Consider the following 17,328-nt stretch of genomic DNA (forward strand, 5'->3'; position numbering starts at 1 on the left):
CAAAGAGAAATGCGCCGCTGCGGGATGCAGCGGCGCTGGGCATTACATCGGCGGAACGACGCCGTTCTTGCCGGCCGAGATGAAGTTCGCAGCCATCGAACCATCCGCTTCCTTATGCGCGAACAGCACGACGTGCGCACCCGGCACCAGCAGCGAACGATCGCCATCCGTCAGGTTGACGATAGGCACGTCCTGCGGAATCAGCACTTTCTTCTCGCCGTCCTTGTACTTGATCGTGACGGTGCGGCCGTTGCTGACTACGACGCTGCCTACCGTGCCGTTCGTCATCGAGCTGTTCGCGCCCAGATCCCACGGACGATGGCCGTCGCCGGACCCACGCATGCTGGCCGGGAATACGTGCACTTCGAGCGCCTTCAGCGAACCGTCGGCCTGCGGAATCGCAGCCGTGCCGATGTAGCTGTCCGACTTGATGTCGGCGATGTTCGCGAGCGTCACGCCGCGGATCGGCGTGTCTTTCGAGAGCTTCACGTCGACGTCCTGGCCGCTGTTCTCATGAACCTTGAGAATGTCGCCGTTGAGGGCCGTGACGGTGCCACGCACGCCGGTCGGCTTGGCCTGAGCGAAAGCGGCGGGCGCGGTCGCGGCGAGCGCAGCGGCCATCAGTGCAGGAACGGCAACTGCGCGCAGAAAACGGTGTGCAGCGAGCTTCATGGGCTATTTCCCGGTGTTGGAGGATGACCCTAGACTAGCGATCGAAGCGCTCATGCGTCTGACGGCCAGATGACAAAAACGTCATGATTCGCCGAGGCCCGCGCGGCAACGGCTAGAATGCGGCGAAGCAGTGCGAATTGAATAACGCGTTTTCCCGAACGGTTTGGCACCATGAGCATCCTCGTCATCGAAGACGATCCGAAGACCGGCGACTACCTGAGAAAGGGTCTGCGCGAGAGCGGCTATGCCGTCGATCTCGCGCGTACGGGTACGGACGGTCTGCACATGGCGCTCGAGCATCCCTACGAACTGGTGGTGCTCGACGTGATGCTGCCCGGCATCGACGGCTGGGAAATCATGCGTACGCTGCGCACGCGGCGCGACCTGCCAGTCATTTTTCTGACCGCGCGCGATCACGTCAGCGACCGGATTCACGGCCTTGAACTCGGCGCGGACGACTACCTCGTCAAGCCTTTCTCGTTCACCGAACTCGTACTGCGCATCCGCACGCTGTTGCGTCGCGGCGTGGTGCGCGAGGCCGACGTGTTCGAAGTCGCGGATCTGAAACTCGATGTGCTGCGCCGAAGGGTCACACGCGAAGGGATCGAAATCCCACTGACCAACAAGGAATTCATGCTGCTGCATCTGCTCGTGAAGCGGCAGGGCGAAGCGCTGTCGCGCACGCAGATCGCGTCGGAAGTGTGGGACATGAATTTCGACAGCGACACGAATGTCGTCGACGTCGCGATCAAGCGGCTGCGCGCGAAGATCGATCACCCGTTCGAAAAGAAGCTGATCCACACCGTGCGCAGCATCGGCTATACGTTCGGCCCCGACGCATGAAACTGTGGACGTCGCGCTCGCTGACGACGCGCACCACCATCCTGTTCGCGGCGATCGCGTGCGTCGTGACGGGTATGCTGGGCGCGTACTTTTATCGCTCGGCGGAACTGTCGCTCCAACGCTATGCGGACGTGATGCTGCTTGGCCGCGTCGAGCATTTCAGCCGGCTCACTCGCGAAATGTACACCGTGAGCGAGTTGAAGGACCGACCGCTGCTGTTCGAGTCGATGCTCGGCGCGGAGCAGGACGTACTGCTGTTCCGGCGGCCGGGCGATCCGCCGTTCATCGACGTGAATCCCGGTGCCATCGCAGTGCCGCCGTTGCATGTGCTGGCCGCGAACCGCCTGCCGACGCTCGGCGATATCCAGTACACGAAGCTGCCCGACGGCGTCACCGTGCAGTGGGCGGTCGCGTCCGCGTCCGCGCGCGAGGATGGTACCGAAGTCGAGATCATTGCCGGCCATCCGATGACAAAAGAAGTGCGCATGCTCGCCGCGTATCGCGACCGCATCCTTTTTTCGACGCTCGCCGGCATGCTGGCAGCGACGCTGCTCGCGTACGTGGTGCTGCGGCGCGGCTTGCGCCCCGTGCGGCACATCGCGTCGCACGCGGCGCAGATCAGCCCCGCGAATCTCGCGGTGCGATTGAACAGCGACGACGCACCCGTCGAATTGCGGCAACTCACGCATGCGTTCAACGCGATGCTCGACCGGCTCGCGGATGGATATCAGCGGCTGTCGCAGTTCTCCGCCGATCTCGCGCATGAAATCCGCACGCCGGTCGGTGTGCTGATCGGGCAGACGCAGGTCACGCTCGCGCAATCGCGCGACGTCGCCGAATATCAGCACGTACTCGAATCGAATCTCGAGGAGCTGAACCGGCTCGGCCACATCGCGGAGAACATCCTGTTTCTCGCGCAGGCGGACGATGCAGCGCTATCCGTCGAATGCGCGCCGGTCGCGCTCGGCGACGAGCTGCACAAGATCGCGGATTACTTCGAAGGGCTCGCGGACGAGCGCGGCATGCGTTTCGCGGTGACCGCCGACGGCATCGTGTGGGCGAACGCGATGCTGTGCCGTCGCGCGATCAACAACCTCGTCGTGAATGCGGTGCGCTACGGCGCGCGCGATACCATCGTGCGTCTGACGGGTAGACAGGAGGTGCACGGTGCGACGATCGTCGTCGAGAACGAAGGCGAGCCGATTCCTCAAGAACAGTTGCAGCGGCTTTTCGATCGCTTCTATCGCGCCGATTCGGCACGCAGCCAGTTCACCGAATCGAGCGGCCTGGGTCTTGCGATCGTGAAGGCAATCATGAACCTGCATCGCGGCAGTGCGCACGTGTCGTGTCCGCAGCCGGGCGTGACGCGCTTCGAACTGCGCTTCCCGGCGCAGCCCGCCTGACTATATCGAAGCAGGCGACGCGTTATGCGTCGGAGGCGGGCGGCGTGTCGTCCGCGTAGCGGTTACGCTTGTCCTCGTACATCAGCATGTCGGCCTGCTGCACGATGAGTTCCAGCCGGTCGCCGCGCTGGCATGTCGCCACACCCATCGAAAAACTCAGCGGCGTGCCCGGGTAGAACTGGTTGTTGAGCTCGACCAGTTGACGGATCGCATCGATCATCGCGGCGCCACCGCGTTCGTCGGTGGCGGGCAGCAGCAGCGCGAACTCGTCGCCGCCGATCCGCGCGGCCTGCACCGGTGCCTCGATCGCTTTCGCGAGCACTTCGCCCGCGCGCCGCAGCAGCGTGTCGCCGGCCGCGTGGCCCAGCTGATCGTTGACGCGTTTCAGCCCGTCGAGATCGGCCATGATGACCGTGACCGGGAACGGCCCCTTGCGCTCCAGCCGGTTCAGCTCGTCGACGTAGAACGAGCGGTTGTGCAGCTTCGTCAGCACGTCGTGCTTGCCGAGATATTCGAGGTACGCCTCGGCCTTCTTGCGTGCGGTGATGTCGGTCAACGCGATCAGCACGAGGTCCCACGTATGCTCGTGGCCGGGCATCACCGAGAACTGCAGATGCAGATAAACCTCGTGGCCTTCGAGCGAATAGTTCAGCACCTCGCGCTGCTGGAACAGCTTGCCGTCCCACAGATCGATCAGCTGCTCGCGAAAATGCGGGCGCATTTCGTCGCGGAACACTTCGGGCAGCCGTGCGAGCAGCGTTTTCTTGTTGGGTGCATCGAACATCTGCAGCGTGTGCTGATTCACGTCGATCACGTGAATCTCCTGCATGCATCGATCGACGAATTCCGGATGCACGTCGGTGAACACCCGAAAATCCATGATGCCGGCTGCGCGCGCATCGTCGAGCAGGCGCTTGATCGGACTGAAGTCCTCGACCCACAGCGACACCGGCGAATTCTCGAAGAGCCCGCGCGTGTACTGTTCCGCCTGCCCGATGCGGCGCCGCGCGCCTTCGAGTTCGGTGATGTCCTCGACTGATACCAGCACGCGATCCCATTGTGCTTCATGGCCGGGCAGCACGTGGCCCTTCAGCAGTACGTCGAGCCGCCGGCCGCCGAGCGTGTAATTGACGGTCTGGCTCATGAAGTTCGATGCACCCTCCCACAGCTGGCAAAGCTCCTCTAGATGCGTGACCAGCATGTCGTCGCGGAACACCGCCGCGAGATTCCCCGTGAGTACGTCGAGATTCGCGGCCTCGAACAGCGACAGCGTTTTCTGGTTGACCTTCACGACACGGATGCGGCTTGCGCATTCGACCGCACGATGCGGCTCCTGCTGGATGGTCGCGCGCAGATCGGTCACGCCGGCCGCGCGCCATACGTCGAACAGCTCCCGTACGCCGCTGAAATCCTCGAGCCACAGCGAGACCGGCGCGAGATCGAACATTTCGGAGTCGTCGCCGGCCGCCGAGCGGGGAGGCGGTTCGTGTGCGGCGGAGGAGGTATCGGGCATGGAGCGGTCCGCGAAAGGAAGGTCATCTATTTTAAGGCGCGTTCGACGGGGGCTGGGAATAGGGGTTAAACGGGGTTAAGGGCGTGAAGAAACGCATCGGGGCGAACGCGGCTGCAACGATGGGCCAGCACGCAATGTGCGAACCCTGATGGGCTGGCCTATTTGGGCGCCGTGACCCACGTGAGGCTGCCCGATGAAAGCGCAATGAAGCACCGCCTTGCTACACTGGCGTGCATCGCCGTCTCCTTTCCCTGGCTCACGCGTCCCGGTCATGAAACCTACTCTGCTGGTTCTGATTCCCTTGAACGAAGACAGCTACGCAAGCGTCGACGCTGCGTACGACATCCGTTATGCGCCGACTCCCGAACAACGCGCGCAGGCATTCGATGCTTCCAACGGCGCGTCGGTCCGCGCCGTGCTGACCAACGGCACGACCGGTCTGAAGGCCGACGAGATCGACCGGCTACCCGCTCTTGAATTCGTCAGTGCGCTCGGTGCAGGCTACGAGAACATCGCAGTCGATCATGCGAAGGCGCGCGGCATCGTGGTCGCGAACGGTGCGGGCACCAACGACGACTGCGTCGCCGATCACGCGTTCGCGTTGCTGCTCGCCGTCGTGCGCGACATCCCGCAGCGCGACCGCGCGACCCGCGAAGGCATCTGGCGGGACAAGCTGCCGCTGCGGCCCAACGTGTCGGGCAAGCGGCTCGGCGTCGTCGGTCTCGGCAACATCGGGATGAAAGTCGCGCGTCGCGCGGCGGGCTTCGACATCGAAACCGGTTATCACAACCGCAAGCCGCGCGAAGGCTCGCCGCTACGCTATTTCGACAACGTGCGCGATCTCGCCGCGTGGAGCGACTTCCTCGTGATCGCGACGCCGGGCGGCGCCGGCACGCAGCATCTGATCGATCGCGCGGTGCTCGATGCGCTCGGTCCGCAGGGTTTTCTCGTGAACGTGTCGCGTGGCAGTGTCGTCGATACCGCGGCGCTGGCTGCGGCGCTCGAAGCGGGCACGCTCGGCGGCGCGGGACTCGACGTGTACGAAGGCGAACCGCATCCGCCGCAACTGCTGGTGCATTTGAAGAACGTCGTGCTGACGCCGCATGTGGGCGGCACGTCGCCGGAAGCGATCGGCGCGTCGGTGGGCCATTTTCTTGCGAACGCCCAGCGGCATTTCGCGGGCGAGCCGGTGCTGACGCCGATCTGAATCCCACCACTGCGGACGAATAGCGTTCGCAGAAAGCTACTTGTTCTTGATTCGATACCGGCAGATCAGCCGGCCATCCCTCAAGCAATGCTCGCTCGCCGGCCGCCCGGTCGCTTCAGAAAAATAAGCGGCCATCGCACTGCAAACGCAGGGGTTTTCGCGCACCGCGCCCGCTACCGGACAACTGTAATTGCGCACCATGATCGCGTTGCCGTCGGCAACGGCTTCGGTGTGCGCGCCTAGCGCGTCGACGATCGCCATGGCCTGCGCAAGATTGGTCTGGAAATCGGTCGATGCGGGCAGATTGTTTTCGCGGGCGAGGGCGCGTCCGGTTTCGGTGAGCACGCTCTTCAGCTGACACTCGTCGAGCTGGTGACGAAGCGTCGCGAGAAGCCCCATCAAAAAGACGCGATACGCACTCGATGACGTGTCCTCGCTGCCCTGAGCCGCTTCGTACACGACCGCCGGCTTGCCGGGAGTGCCGGTTTGCAGCGGCTTGTGCCGCCGCACGAGACCTTCCGCTTCCAGCTGTTTCAACTGGACATTGATTGCGGTGCGCGTCACGTTGAGACGGTCGCAGAGCTGCACGACAGTCAGCGGTTCTCGTTGCAGCGCGCGTAAGACGTCACTCTTCGTAGTCACGGGAAAGGGGTGTGGTTCAGCAGGCGTGGGTTTCGATTATAGCCCGCGGGGGTTCACAGCGATGCACAACGACAATAATGACAAATAGTATTGTCATTATTGTCGTTGTGCCCTAGACTTCGCTTGCCGTCCCCCCTCAATACACCTGACGAGTCCCGATCATGAGACCCTCCGTGCCGCGCTTTTCGTTAGCCATTCTGCTTGCCCTTGCGATAGGGCAGATGGCGACTGCCCAGACCGCGAATTCCCCCGCTGTTCAGAAATCGACCCCCGTGCAACTCGTCGACGCGTTGAACGGCGTGTTCGGCAAACACCCGGATGCGCGCGCCGTGCACGCGAAGGGGATCGTGCTCGAGGGCACCTTTACGCCGAGCGCTGCAGCACGCACGGTGAGCAAGGCGCCGCATTTTCAGGCGGCGGTTCCGGTGATCGTGCGGTTCTCGAACTTTGCCGGCATTCCGGATATTCCCGACAATCAAACACTCGCTTCGCCGCGTGGGTTTGCGATCAAGTTCAAGCTCCCCGACGGCAGCGACAGCGATATCGTCGCGCACTCGTTCAACGGTTTTCCGTCCCCCACAGCGGACGATTTCCGCGACCTGCTGATCGCGATCGGAACGAGTGGCCCGAACGCGCCGAAGCCCACGCCGCTAGATGGTTATCTGGCGAGTCATCCGGTAGCGAAGGCGTTTCTGACCGCGCACAAGCCGTTTCCTACCAGCTATGCGACGTTGCCGTACTTCGGCGTCAACACGTTCAGATTCATCGATGCGAAAGGCGTCGTGACGTATGGGCGTTATCAGTTTCTGCCGATGGACGGCGATCACTATCTGTCGGATGCGGCGGCGGCCAAGGTCGCGCCGGACTTTCTTCAATCCGAGATCCGTCAGCGTGTGACACACAGGCCAGTCCGGTTCCGGCTGGTTCTGCAGATCGCGCAACCGGGCGACAAGCTCGACGATCCGTCGATCGCATGGTCCAGCACGCATCGCACCGTGGAACTCGGCACGATCTCGATCACGAAGGCGGTGGCCGACAACGTGCTTGCGCAGCGTCATCTGCTGTTCATGCCGAATGCGCTGCCGCCCGGTATCGAAGTGGAAGATCCGATGATCAATGCGCGTTCCGCTGCTTATCCGGTTTCGTTTGCGCGTCGTCAGCAATAGCGGTTAGCGGTCGAGGCGGCCTCGCCGTCTCGACGTAGTTCGATTATGGGTAACACGCGGGAGACGTCACCATGAACACCACACTCGTACCGGGCAATTCCCTCATCACGGAAACGCCTGAAGAAGGGCGGCAGCTTGCCGTCAAGATGGCCCGGTTAATCGTCAAGGCCACACAGCCGGACGAGACTGTCCGCGAGAAACTGCGCGCCGTGTACGCCAATGACGCAAGCATGCTTTTACAGGTCGGCCACGTCGTGGCGATCGAATTCAAGACGATTGCCGCAGCGAATGACTACTGGCGCAAGTAGCGGGGTAGAGAAGTAGACGAACCCGAATCGAATCGCGGCGTGTCGCCTTTACACCGCTTTATTCAAGGAAAAATTCACATGCCGATGCTTAAATTCGACATCATTCAAGGCCGCACCGACGAACAGCTGCGCACACTGCTGGATGCAGCTCATCAGGCGATGGTGCAGGCATTCGACGTCCCCGTGACCGACCGCTATCAATGCGTCGCACAGCATCGACCGAACGAACTGGTGATCGAAGACACCGGGCTCGGGTATCCGCGTTCGAAAGACGTCGTTCTGCTGACTGCCGTGAGCCGCAAGCGTACCGAGCCGCAGAAGGTCGAGTTCTATCGGTTGCTCGTCGAGAACCTGCAAGCGAAATGCGGTATCTCACCGGACGACGTGGTCGTGTCCATCGTCGAAAACGACGACGCGGACTGGTCGTTTGGCCGGGGACGCGCGCAGTTTCTGACGGGTGAGTTGACGTAACGGAGCCAGCGGTTTTTTTGTCGCGCGTCGCAGTCCGGATGTTGAGTCACTGTCCCGGCGTTACTTCAAATCGCCGGGACAGCGATGCGTTCTCAAACTATCGGATCATCCGCGGTCCAGATCCGGACACGGACATAGCGACATTCGCTTTTGCCTCACCATTTCCAGCCTACGCCGGCGTTGACTCCGACCTGAGCACCCGTCGTCGAGAGACCCGCGCCGTAAGACCATCTTCCGCTGTCGGAGAGCGCCTTGAAGTTGATCGCGAGCGCGCCATACCCCTGGAATCCGCCGACACCGACACCCAGTTCCTGTTCGCCAGGCGCCAGCGTCGGCATGTAGGTTCCGGCCATCGCCATGCTCATCGCGATGCCTGAGTACGCGACGCGCGCGACGTTGTTGACGTTGCTCTGCACGCTCTGCAACTGCTGCAGGTTCACTGCGTCGGTCGGGTTCACGCCCGGCGCGACGTTCGTGATGCGCCGCTCGCTACCGGCCGAACCCACCGACACCGTGTTCGCCTCGTTCGCGACCGAGCCCGAGCCGATCGCTACAGAGTTCGCGCCGCTGGCGATCGAGTTCGCACCGAGCGCCGTCGATTGCGTGCCGGTCGCCTGCGACTGGAAGCCCATCGCCGTCGAACCCTGACCTTGCGCGGTCGCCCGGAAGCCGATCGCCGTCGTGTTCGTGTCCTGCGCCAGCGACTGCGAACCCATTGCCGTCGCGCCGTTCGCGACCGTCGTCGTGGTCGCGCCGTTCACACCGGCGATCGTGCCGGCCTGCGCGCAGGTGCCCGACGTTGTCGTGTCGACGCCGTTGGCTGTACCGCAACTGCCGGCGTTCACCGTGGTGACCGACGTGTTGTTGAACGTGCGGCCTTGCGTCGATGTGTCGCCGCCGTTCTGGTTGTGGTTCGGGCCACCCGGGCTCAGCGTCGAGGCCGTCGTGCTGAGACCGGTCGACAGGCTGCTGAGACCTGTGGAGGTCGACGTCGACAGATTGCTGAGACCCGTCGACGTCGAAGTCGACAGACTGGCCAGGTTGTTGTTGGTCGTGCTCAACTGACTGGCAATCTGGAACAGCTGGCTACCGTTGATCGCGTCGGTGCTGCTGGCTGATATCCGGCCGGCCGCGACGTTGGTGAGCTGCCGCTCGGCGCCCGGCGCGCCGAAGCTCACGACGCCGACCGGCGCTGCGCCGGCAAACGGGCCGAGCGTCATCGAACCGAACGAGACCGAGGGGACCTGTACGGCTGCAGCGTTCGCCACGGAACCGGCACCGAGGGCGACCGAGTTGGCGATGCTGGCTGTTGCGCCATTGCCGACCGCCACGCTGCTGGCACCCGACGCGAATGCGTTGGTGCCCGCCGCGAGTGCGTTGATGCCGGTCGCGCCGTCGTTGTTGTAGTTCGCTTGCTGCGTGCCGTTGTCGTTCACGCTGTAGTAGTGCGTGCGTGTGGACGACACGACCGTCGACAGGCTCGATACGCCGCTGGTCGCGGTCGAGAGACCGGTCGACAGACTCGACACGTTGCTGTTCGTTGTGCTCAGGCCAGTGGACAGCGAGGTCAGGCCGGTCGAGGTCGAGGTCGACAGGCTGGTGACGTTGCTGTTGGTCGAGCTCAAGCCGGTGGACAGTGAGGTCAGTCCGGTCGATGTCGACGTGGACAGGCTCGTCAGGCTGCTGCCGGTTGTGCTCAAGCCGGTCGACAGACTCGTGATGCCGGTCGAGGTTGAAGTCGACAGGGAGACGACGCCGGTGGACAGGCTGTTGATGCCGGTTGATGTTGAGCTCGACAGGCTCGTGACGTTGCTGTTTGTTGTGCTCAGGCCGGTCGAGAGGCTGGTGATGCCGGTCGAGGTGGACGTGGACAGCGAAGTCAGACCCGTCGACAGTGAACTGATGCCCGTTGATGTTGAGGTCGACAGGCTCGTGACGTTGCTGTTTGTTGTGCTCAGGCCGGTCGAGAGGCTGGTGATGCCGGTCGAGGTGGACGTGGACAGCGAAGTCAGACCCGTCGACAGTGAACTGATGCCCGTTGATGTTGAGGTCGACAGGCTCGTGACGTTGCTGTTCGTGGTGCTCAGGCCGGTCGACAAGCTGCTGATGCCGGTCGAGGTCGAGGTGGACAGCGAAGTCACGCCAGTCGACAGCGAGCTAATGCCGGTCGATGTAGAGCTGGACAGGCTCGTGACATTGCTGTTCGTGGTGCTCAGGCCGGTCGACAAGCTGCTGATACCTGTCGAGGTTGAGGTGGACAGCGAGCTGATACCTGTAGACGTCGAGCTCGACAGACTCGTCACGTTGCTGTTCGTTGTGCTGAGGCCGGTCGAGAGGCTGCTGATGCCGGTCGAGGTCGAGGTGGACAGCGAGCTGATGCCCGTAGACGTTGAGCTCGACAGACTCGTCACGTTGCTGTTCGTGGTACTCAGGCCAGTCGACAAGCTGCTGATACCTGTCGAGGTCGAGGTGGACAGCGAGCTGATACCTGTAGACGTCGAGCTCGAAAGACTCGTCACGTTGCTGTTGGTCGTGCTCAGGCCCGTCGACAGGCTACTGATGCCGGTCGAGGTCGAAGTGGACAGCGAACTCACACCAGTCGACAGAGAGCTGATGCCTGTGGACGTCGAGCTCGACAGGCTCGTGACGTTGCTGTTCGTTGTACTCAAACCCGTTGACAGGCTGCTAATGCCAGTCGAGGTTGAGGTCGACAGACTCGTCACGTTGCTATTCGTGGTGCTCAGGCCAGTCGACAAGCTGCTGATGCTAGTCGAAGTCGAGGTGGACAGCGAGCTAATGCCGGTCGATGTAGAGCTCGAAAGGCTCGTGACGTTGCTGTTCGTGGTGCTCAGGCCAGTCGACAAGCTGCTGATGGCGGTCGAGGTCGAGGTGGACAACGAAGTCACGCCAGTCGACAGCGAACTGATGCCTGTGGACGTTGAGCTCGACAGGCTCGTCACGTTGCTGTTCGTGGTACTCAGACCAGTCGACAGGCTGCTGATGCCAGTCGAAGTCGAGGTCGACAGCGAACTGATACCTGTAGATGTCGAGCTCGAAAGACTCGTTACGTTGCTATTGGTCGTGCTCAGGCCAGTCGACAGAGAGCTGATGCCTGTGGACGTCGAGCTCGAAAGGCTCGTGACGTTGCTGTTCGTTGTACTCAAACCCGTCGACAAGCTGCTAATGCCAGTCGAGGTTGAGGTGGACAGCGAGCTGATACCTGTAGATGTCGAGCTCGAAAGACTCGTCACGTTGCTATTGGTCGTGCTCAGGCCCGTTGACAGGCTACTGATGCCAGTCGAGGTCGAAGTGGACAGTGAACTCACACCAGTCGACAACGAGCTGATGCCTGTAGACGTCGAGCTCGAAAGGCTGGTCACATTGCTGTTCGTCGTGCTCAAACCCGTCGACAGGCTGCTGATACCTGTCGAGGTCGAGGTGGACAGCGAGCTGATACCTGTCGATGTAGAGCTCGACAGACTCGTCACGTTGCTATTCGTGGTACTCAGGCCAGTCGACAAACTGCTGATGCCAGTCGAGGTCGAGGTCGACAACGAGCTGATACCTGTAGACGTCGAGCTCGAAAGGCTGGTCACATTGCTGTTCGTGGTGCTCAGCCCAGTCGACAGGCTGCTAATACCAGTCGACGTCGAAGTAGACAGCGAACTCACGCCAGTCGACAACGAACTGATGCCCGTCGAAGTGGAACTCGACAGACTCGCTACATTGCTGTTGGTCGTGCTCAGACCGGTCGACAGGCTACTGATACCGGTCGAGGTCGAAGTGGACAGTGAGCTCACGCCAGTCGACAGCGAACTGATGCCCGTCGAAGTAGAGCTCGACAGACTCGCTACGTTACTGTTGGTCGTGCTCAGGCCAGTCGACAGGCTACTGATGCCAGTCGACGTCGAAGTAGACAGCGAACTCACGCCAGTCGACAACGAGCTGATGCCGGTCGAAGTGGAACTCGACAGACTCGCTACGTTACTGTTGGTCGTGCTCAGACCAGTAGAGAGGCTGCTGATACCCGTCGAAGTCGACGTAGACAGCGAGGTGATCCCCGTCGACGTGGAGCTCGACAGACTCGTCACGTTGCTGTTCGCCGTGCTCAACCCGGTCGACAACGAGCTAATCCCAGTCGACAGATTACCCACACCCGTCGACAGCGAATTGACCGCCGTATTCGTCGCGAACAGCTGCGAGCCGTTGACCGCATCGGTGCTCGTGCTCGTGACGCGGCCCGCGGCCACGTTCGTCACCTGCCGTTCGGCGCCCACATCGCCCACCGACACGACACCGGTCGGGGTCGAGCCCGCGTAGTTGTAGGTCTGGCCGCCGATCGTGCCCGTCGCCGTCGGGTTCGACGGTGCGGTCTTCGCGGTGCTGCCCAGCGCCACGCTGTTGGCATCGGCCGCGGTCGCGCCATTGCCGATCGCGACTCCGTTCTGCGCGCTCGCGCTCGCCGCGTTGCCCGCCGCCACGCTGCTGGCACCCGCCGCGCTCGCGTTCGTGCCCATCGCGAGGGCGTTCACGCCGGTCGCGCCGTCGTTGTTGTAGTTGCCCTGCTGCGTGCCGTTGTCGTTCACGCTGTAGTAGTGCGTGCGTGTGGCCGATACGACCGTCGACAGACTCGACACGCTGCTGCCGGTCGTGCTCAGGCCGGTCGACAGCGAGGTGATCCCGGTCGATGCGGAGCTCGACAGGCTTGTGACGTTGCTGTTGGTCGTGCTGAGACCAGTCGACAGGCTGCTGATACCGGTCGAGGTCGACGTCGACAACGAACTGAGACCCGTCGACAGACTGCTAACGCCGGTCGAAGTCGATGTGGACAGCGAGCTCATGCCTGTAGAGAGGCTACCGACGCTGCTGTTGGTCGTGCTCAGACCCGTCGACAGACTGCTGACACCAGTCGAGGTCGACGTCGACAGTGAGCTGATGCCCGTCGACGTGGAACTCGACAAGCTCGTTACGTTGCTGTTCGTGCTGCTCAAACCGGTCGACAAGCTACCGACGTTGCTGTTGGTCGTGCTTAACCCCGTCGACAAACTGCTAACGGCCGTCGAGGTTGACGTCGACAGTGAGCTGATGCCTGTCGACGTGGAACTCGACAAGCTCGTTACGTTGCTGTTCGTGCTGCTCAAACCGGTCGACAGGCTACCGACGTTGCTGTTGGTCGTGCTTAACCCCGTCGACAAACTGCTAACGGCCGTCGAGGTTGACGTCGACAGTGAGCTGATGCCAGTCGACGTAGAGCTCGACAAGCTCGTTACGTTGCTATTCGTGCTGCTTAAGCCAGTCGACAGGCTACCGACATTGCTGTTCGTGGTACTCAAACCTGTCGAGAGACTGCTGATACCAGTGGAGGTCGACGTCGACAGCGAGCTGATGCCTGACGACGTAGAACTCGAAAGACTCGTCACATTGCTATTCGCGCTGCTCAAGCCAGTCGACAAGCTACTGACGTTGCTGTTCGTCGTACTCAACCCCGTCGACAAACTGCTAACCCCAGTCGACGTCGATGTAGACAACGAGCTGATACCCGTCGACGTGGAACTCGAAAGGCTCTTCACATTGCTGTTGGCCGTGCTCAAACCAGTCGACAAACTGCTGATACCAGTCGAAGTCGACGTGGACAACGAGCTGATACCCGTCGATGTAGAACTCGACAGGCTCGCCACGTTACTGTTGGCCGTGCTCAAACCAGTCGACAAACTGCTGATACCAGTCGAAGTCGACGTGGACAAAGAGCTGATGCCGGTCGATGTAGAACTCGACAGGCTCGCCAGGTTACTGTTGGTCGTGCTTAGACCAGTCGACAGGCTGCTGACCCCAGTCGAAGTCGACGTGGACAATGAGCTGATACCCGTCGATGCAGAACTCGACAGGCTGGCCACGTTACTGTTGGTCGTGCTCAACCCAGTCGACAAGCTACTAACCCCAGTCGAAGTCGACGTAGACAACGAGCTAATCCCCGTCGACGCAGAACTCGAAAGACTCGTCACATTGCTATTCGTGCTGCTCAAGCCAGTCGACAAGCTACTGACGTTGCTGTTCGTCGTACTCAACCCCGTCGACAAACTGCTAACCCCAGTCGACGTCGACGTGGACAACGAGCTAATCCCTGTCGACGTAGAGCTAGACAAACTAGCCACACTCGACCCAACCGACCCAACCGCCAGATTCGTCGCGTTGAGCTGCGATCCGTTAACCGCATCCGTACTGGTGGTCGAAAGGCGACCCGCAGCCACGTTCGTTATCGTGCGCTCCGCTCCGACCGACCCAACGCTGACGGTCGACCCGGGTGTCGTTCCGGCAAACCCGTAGCTCACGCCATTGATGGTCGCGCTGGTCGTCGCCACGGCTGCAGCCGTAACCGAATTGGAGCCCAACGCCACCGCATTTGCGTTGGTCGCCGTGGAATGCGGGCCGATGACAACGGCATTGGTTCCTGCCGTGGTCGCACTCGATCCCGCGCCGAACACGATAGAGTTCTGTCCCGCTGCGTTGGCCCCGCCAGTGGCATCGCCACCAAACGCCAGTGCGCCGGCGCCCGATGCCGCCGATCCCGCGCCGATGGAAACGGCGTAGTCCCCCGTGGACGAGGTGCCGGTGCTATATGCATTGCCGCCGATCGCAACCGCATTCTTCCCCGTGGCGACTGCCTGGTCGCCAATCGCAACCTGCGAGCCGGTACCGCTGGCGTTGGTACTCGTACCGATAGCGACTGGGGAAGAACCCGCGGACGACGTGCTGTTCGCCTGTGAGTTTCCACCAATCGCGACACCCGCATCCGGGGCGCCGGAAGTCGTGTTCTGGACTTGCGCATTCAGCCCGAGCGCAACACCGCCAAAAGCAGTACCGCTCTTCACAACGGCGCCTGTTCCAATCGCCACCGCGCCGGATCCTGTCGCTGTCGTTGCTCCGCCCGCCGTATATTGGGCGTGCGCAATATTGGTAGTGGAGATAATCGCCAGAACCGCGGTCGCTATAACCGATTTATTCGACTTTCGTCGGCTGGATGTAAGTTCTGAAACAGCAACCCAAGCGCCGAGCGCCGCATTCCAGATGGAGCGGTATGTGCGGTTCATAACAGAAACTTCTCCCCGAGCTTAAACAACACGCAAGAGCGGTGTGTTTAGGATCAATGCCCCGAAACAGGGCGGTCAACGACGTGGGAGCGATCTTATTTTTTATAGATTTATTAATCTTTCAATGAATGTAAAATCATTATTGGTGAAACGTGAAATTTTGAAAAATCTATTTATCGAGTCTATTTTCTTCGCTTTTAGTGAATATTTTAATGGGCAGGCGAATATTGATCGGATGATTAGGAAAGTATTAAATAAATCCGATTGAAAGCGAGAAGGTGCCTTTCAATTTGAAGGATAAGTCGCCGAATGCGATTAAATCGTTTCTATGCAGTCTTGCAGGAACGTAGCGCAGGGATGCGGCAACTCGAAGAAGCCGCTGGGCCCGTCGGGAATCGGGCGGGTAGGCAGAGGGTCATGCAGCAGATATCCGCGCGATAGCGGAACGCAGCGCTCAATCGAGCGCTGCGTCGATGGTCCACTACATCGTGGATACCCATGGGCTTAGATAGATCAGCGAAGATTGCCCGGCTTCACGACGCCGACACTCGTCGAGCCGGCGAGCGCACCTTCCTCCTGCGCCTCCGACGCCAGCGACTCCAGCGCGAGCCCCTTCGTCTCGATCCCGAACATCCACACCGCGAGCGCAGCCACCACGAACGACAGCGCACCGAGCGTGAACACGCCACCCTGACCGAACACCGGCAGCACGACACCGACCGCATATGGTCCGATCAGCGAGCCGATCCGTCCGATCGCCGACGCGAACCCCGAGCCGGTCGCGCGTGCGCCGGTGCCGTACAGCTCGGGCGTGTACGTGTAGAGCGCGGCCCACATGCCGAACAGGAAGAACTGCATCACGAGGCCGGTGCAGATCAGCAGGACGACGCTGTCACCGTGCAATGCGCACTGGCCGTACAGGTAAGCCATCGCTCCACCGCCTGCGAGCGACGCGATACAGGTCGGTTTGCGGCCCCAGCGCTCGACGAGCCACGCCGCGCACAGAAAACCGGGAATGCCGCCGAGCGAGATCAGCACGGTGTACAGCACCGATTTCGTCACCGCGACGCCGGCCTGCTGCATCAGCGCGCCGAGCCACGACGTGAGGCCGTAAAAGCCGAGCAGCGCGAAGAACCACAACGCCCACACCATGATCGTGCGTTGCCGGTACGCGGCGCTCCAGATTTCGCGGAACGCACCTTGCGTACGCGTGACGACCGCTTCGGCAAGCATTGACGGCGCCGGCAGCGATGCAATGCCTGCCGACTTCATCACTTTCGCTTCGATCTGCGCGAGCACCGAATCCGCTTGATGCAGCCGGCCACGATGTTCGAGCCAGCGCGGCGACTCCGGCACGATGCGCCGCACGATCAGCACGAACACAGCCGGAATCGCGAGCAGCGCGAACACGCTACGCCAGCCGAACTGCGGTAGCACGAAATACGACACGACGCCGGCCGTGATGAAACCGAGCGGCCAGAAGCCGTCCATCAACGCGACGAGGCGGCCGCGTGAAGCGGTCGGCACGAACTCGGACAGCAGCGTCTGCGCGATCGGAAACTCCATCCCCATGCCGATGCCGAGCAGCACGCGGTAGACGATCAATGCCTCCACCGAATGCGCGGTCGAGCACAGGTACGACGCGGCACCCCACAGCACCATGCTCCACTGGAACACGGGACGTCGTCCGAAGCGATCGGCGAGCAGGCCCGCCACTGCTGCGCCAATCACCATCCCGAAGAAGCTCGCGCTCGCAACGAGACCCGCCGTCGCACTCGATAACCCGAACTCCGTGCGGATCGAGCCGAGCACGAAGGTCATCGTGCCGAGATCGACGGAGTCGAAGAAGAACGCGACCGCGATGATCAGAAAAATCGTGCGGTGATAGCCGGAGAACGGCAGTCGTTCGAGCCGCGCGGCGGCAGTGGGACGGGGAGACGTTGAACGAGGCGGGGGAGCGGCGGTCGGCATGGCATCCTCTGATGGACGTGAAACGGGCCACGAACGCAGACCGC

The 17,328-nt window shown here is 61.7% G+C and carries 12 protein-coding genes and 2 pseudogenes; 7 read left to right on the plus strand and 7 right to left on the minus strand.

Annotation, left to right across the window (positions count from 1 at the left end; genetic code table 11):
- Positions 1–42: 42 nt before the first annotated feature.
- Positions 43–672, minus strand: coding sequence for a hypothetical protein (locus tag E1748_RS01065; RefSeq protein ID WP_133645306.1), 630 nt, complete (start codon positions 670–672; stop codon positions 43–45).
- Between the two features lie 171 nt (positions 673–843).
- On the opposite strand from E1748_RS01065, the gene E1748_RS01070 reads away from it, so the two are divergent.
- Together E1748_RS01070 and E1748_RS01075 are read left to right on the plus strand one after the other, a co-directional pair.
- Positions 844–1,515 (plus strand): heavy metal response regulator transcription factor, encoded by a 672-nt coding sequence (locus tag E1748_RS01070; protein WP_133645307.1) that lies wholly within the window; start codon positions 844–846, stop codon positions 1,513–1,515.
- Positions 1,512–2,918, plus strand: a complete 1,407-nt coding sequence (locus E1748_RS01075) for a heavy metal sensor histidine kinase (RefSeq protein WP_133645308.1) — start codon at positions 1,512–1,514, stop codon at positions 2,916–2,918. The genes E1748_RS01070 and E1748_RS01075 overlap by 4 nt, the downstream gene beginning before the upstream one ends.
- Before the next feature lie 22 nt (positions 2,919–2,940).
- Here E1748_RS01075 and E1748_RS01080 read toward each other — a convergent pair whose 3' ends face one another.
- Positions 2,941–4,431 (minus strand): sensor domain-containing diguanylate cyclase, encoded by a 1,491-nt coding sequence (locus tag E1748_RS01080; RefSeq protein ID WP_133645309.1) that lies wholly within the window; start codon positions 4,429–4,431, stop codon positions 2,941–2,943.
- A 271-nt stretch (positions 4,432–4,702) separates the two neighbouring features.
- On the opposite strand from E1748_RS01080, the gene E1748_RS01085 reads away from it, so the two are divergent.
- Complete coding sequence (locus E1748_RS01085; protein WP_133645310.1) at positions 4,703–5,638, plus strand: 2-hydroxyacid dehydrogenase; 936 nt, start codon at positions 4,703–4,705, stop codon at positions 5,636–5,638.
- Positions 5,639–5,674: 36 nt separating this feature from the next.
- Here the strand turns inward: E1748_RS01085 and E1748_RS01090 are convergent, their stop codons facing one another.
- A complete protein-coding gene (locus tag E1748_RS01090; RefSeq protein ID WP_133645311.1) occupies positions 5,675–6,280 on the minus strand; it encodes a helix-turn-helix transcriptional regulator in 606 nt (201 codons plus the stop codon).
- 221 nt (positions 6,281–6,501) lie between these two features.
- On the opposite strand from E1748_RS01090, the gene E1748_RS01095 reads away from it, so the two are divergent.
- The 3 genes from E1748_RS01095 to E1748_RS01105 all read left to right on the plus strand — a co-directional run bounded on the left by E1748_RS01095 (position 6,502) and on the right by E1748_RS01105 (position 8,225).
- Positions 6,502–7,446: a catalase family peroxidase gene (locus tag E1748_RS01095; RefSeq protein WP_240766226.1), complete on the plus strand. Its 945-nt coding sequence runs from the start codon at positions 6,502–6,504 to the stop codon at positions 7,444–7,446.
- Positions 7,447–7,517: 71 nt separating this feature from the next.
- Complete coding sequence (locus E1748_RS01100; RefSeq protein ID WP_133645313.1) at positions 7,518–7,754, plus strand: hexameric tyrosine-coordinated heme protein; 237 nt, start codon at positions 7,518–7,520, stop codon at positions 7,752–7,754.
- Between the two features lie 78 nt (positions 7,755–7,832).
- Entirely contained in the window at positions 7,833–8,225 is a 393-nt protein-coding gene (locus tag E1748_RS01105) for a tautomerase family protein (RefSeq protein WP_133645314.1), read from the plus strand.
- A 155-nt stretch (positions 8,226–8,380) separates the two neighbouring features.
- On the opposite strand, the gene E1748_RS32115 is transcribed toward E1748_RS01105, so the two are convergent.
- The gene (locus E1748_RS32115) at positions 8,381–9,754 is read right to left on the minus strand and encodes a YadA family autotransporter adhesin (RefSeq protein WP_476703861.1); all 1,374 of its coding nucleotides are present in this window, start codon (positions 9,752–9,754) and stop codon (positions 8,381–8,383) included.
- A gap of 2,661 nt (positions 9,755–12,415) precedes the next feature.
- Positions 12,416–12,658: pseudogene (locus tag E1748_RS32120) on the minus strand (hypothetical protein); the annotation flags it as partial.
- Here E1748_RS32120 and E1748_RS32125 point away from each other — a divergent pair.
- A complete protein-coding gene (locus E1748_RS32125; protein WP_476703860.1) occupies positions 12,567–12,782 on the plus strand; it encodes a hypothetical protein in 216 nt (71 codons plus the stop codon). The pseudogene E1748_RS32120 and the gene E1748_RS32125 overlap by 92 nt on opposite strands.
- Positions 12,783–14,410: 1,628 nt before the next feature.
- Here the strand turns inward: E1748_RS32125 and E1748_RS32130 are convergent.
- Together E1748_RS32130 and E1748_RS01115 are read right to left on the minus strand one after the other, a co-directional pair.
- Positions 14,411–15,313, minus strand: a pseudogene (locus E1748_RS32130) (ESPR-type extended signal peptide-containing protein); the annotation flags it as partial.
- A 513-nt stretch (positions 15,314–15,826) separates the two neighbouring features.
- Entirely contained in the window at positions 15,827–17,284 is a 1,458-nt protein-coding gene (locus E1748_RS01115; RefSeq protein ID WP_133645315.1) for an MFS transporter, read from the minus strand.
- Positions 17,285–17,328: the final 44 nt, after the last annotated feature.

Source organism: Paraburkholderia flava (assembly GCF_004359985.1).
GTDB classification, from domain to species: Bacteria; Pseudomonadota; Gammaproteobacteria; order Burkholderiales; family Burkholderiaceae; genus Paraburkholderia; species Paraburkholderia flava.

Bases quoted from the DNA above. Each gene is read 5' to 3' on its own strand.
- E1748_RS01070 (WP_133645307.1), top strand. From the start codon at position 844: ATGAGCATCCTCGTCATCGAAGACGATCCGAAGACCGGCGACTACCTG.
- E1748_RS01115 (WP_133645315.1), bottom strand. From the start codon at position 17,284: ATGCCGACCGCCGCTCCCCCGCCTCGTTCAACGTCTCCCCGTCCCACT.
- E1748_RS01085 (WP_133645310.1), top strand. From the start codon at position 4,703: ATGAAACCTACTCTGCTGGTTCTGATTCCCTTGAACGAAGACAGCTAC.
- E1748_RS01065 (WP_133645306.1), bottom strand. From the start codon at position 672: ATGAAGCTCGCTGCACACCGTTTTCTGCGCGCAGTTGCCGTTCCTGCA.
- E1748_RS01080 (WP_133645309.1), bottom strand. From the start codon at position 4,431: ATGCCCGATACCTCCTCCGCCGCACACGAACCGCCTCCCCGCTCGGCG.
- E1748_RS01105 (WP_133645314.1), top strand. From the start codon at position 7,833: ATGCCGATGCTTAAATTCGACATCATTCAAGGCCGCACCGACGAACAG.
- E1748_RS01095 (WP_240766226.1), top strand. From the start codon at position 6,502: ATGGCGACTGCCCAGACCGCGAATTCCCCCGCTGTTCAGAAATCGACC.
- E1748_RS01075 (WP_133645308.1), top strand. From the start codon at position 1,512: ATGAAACTGTGGACGTCGCGCTCGCTGACGACGCGCACCACCATCCTG.
- E1748_RS01100 (WP_133645313.1), top strand. From the start codon at position 7,518: ATGAACACCACACTCGTACCGGGCAATTCCCTCATCACGGAAACGCCT.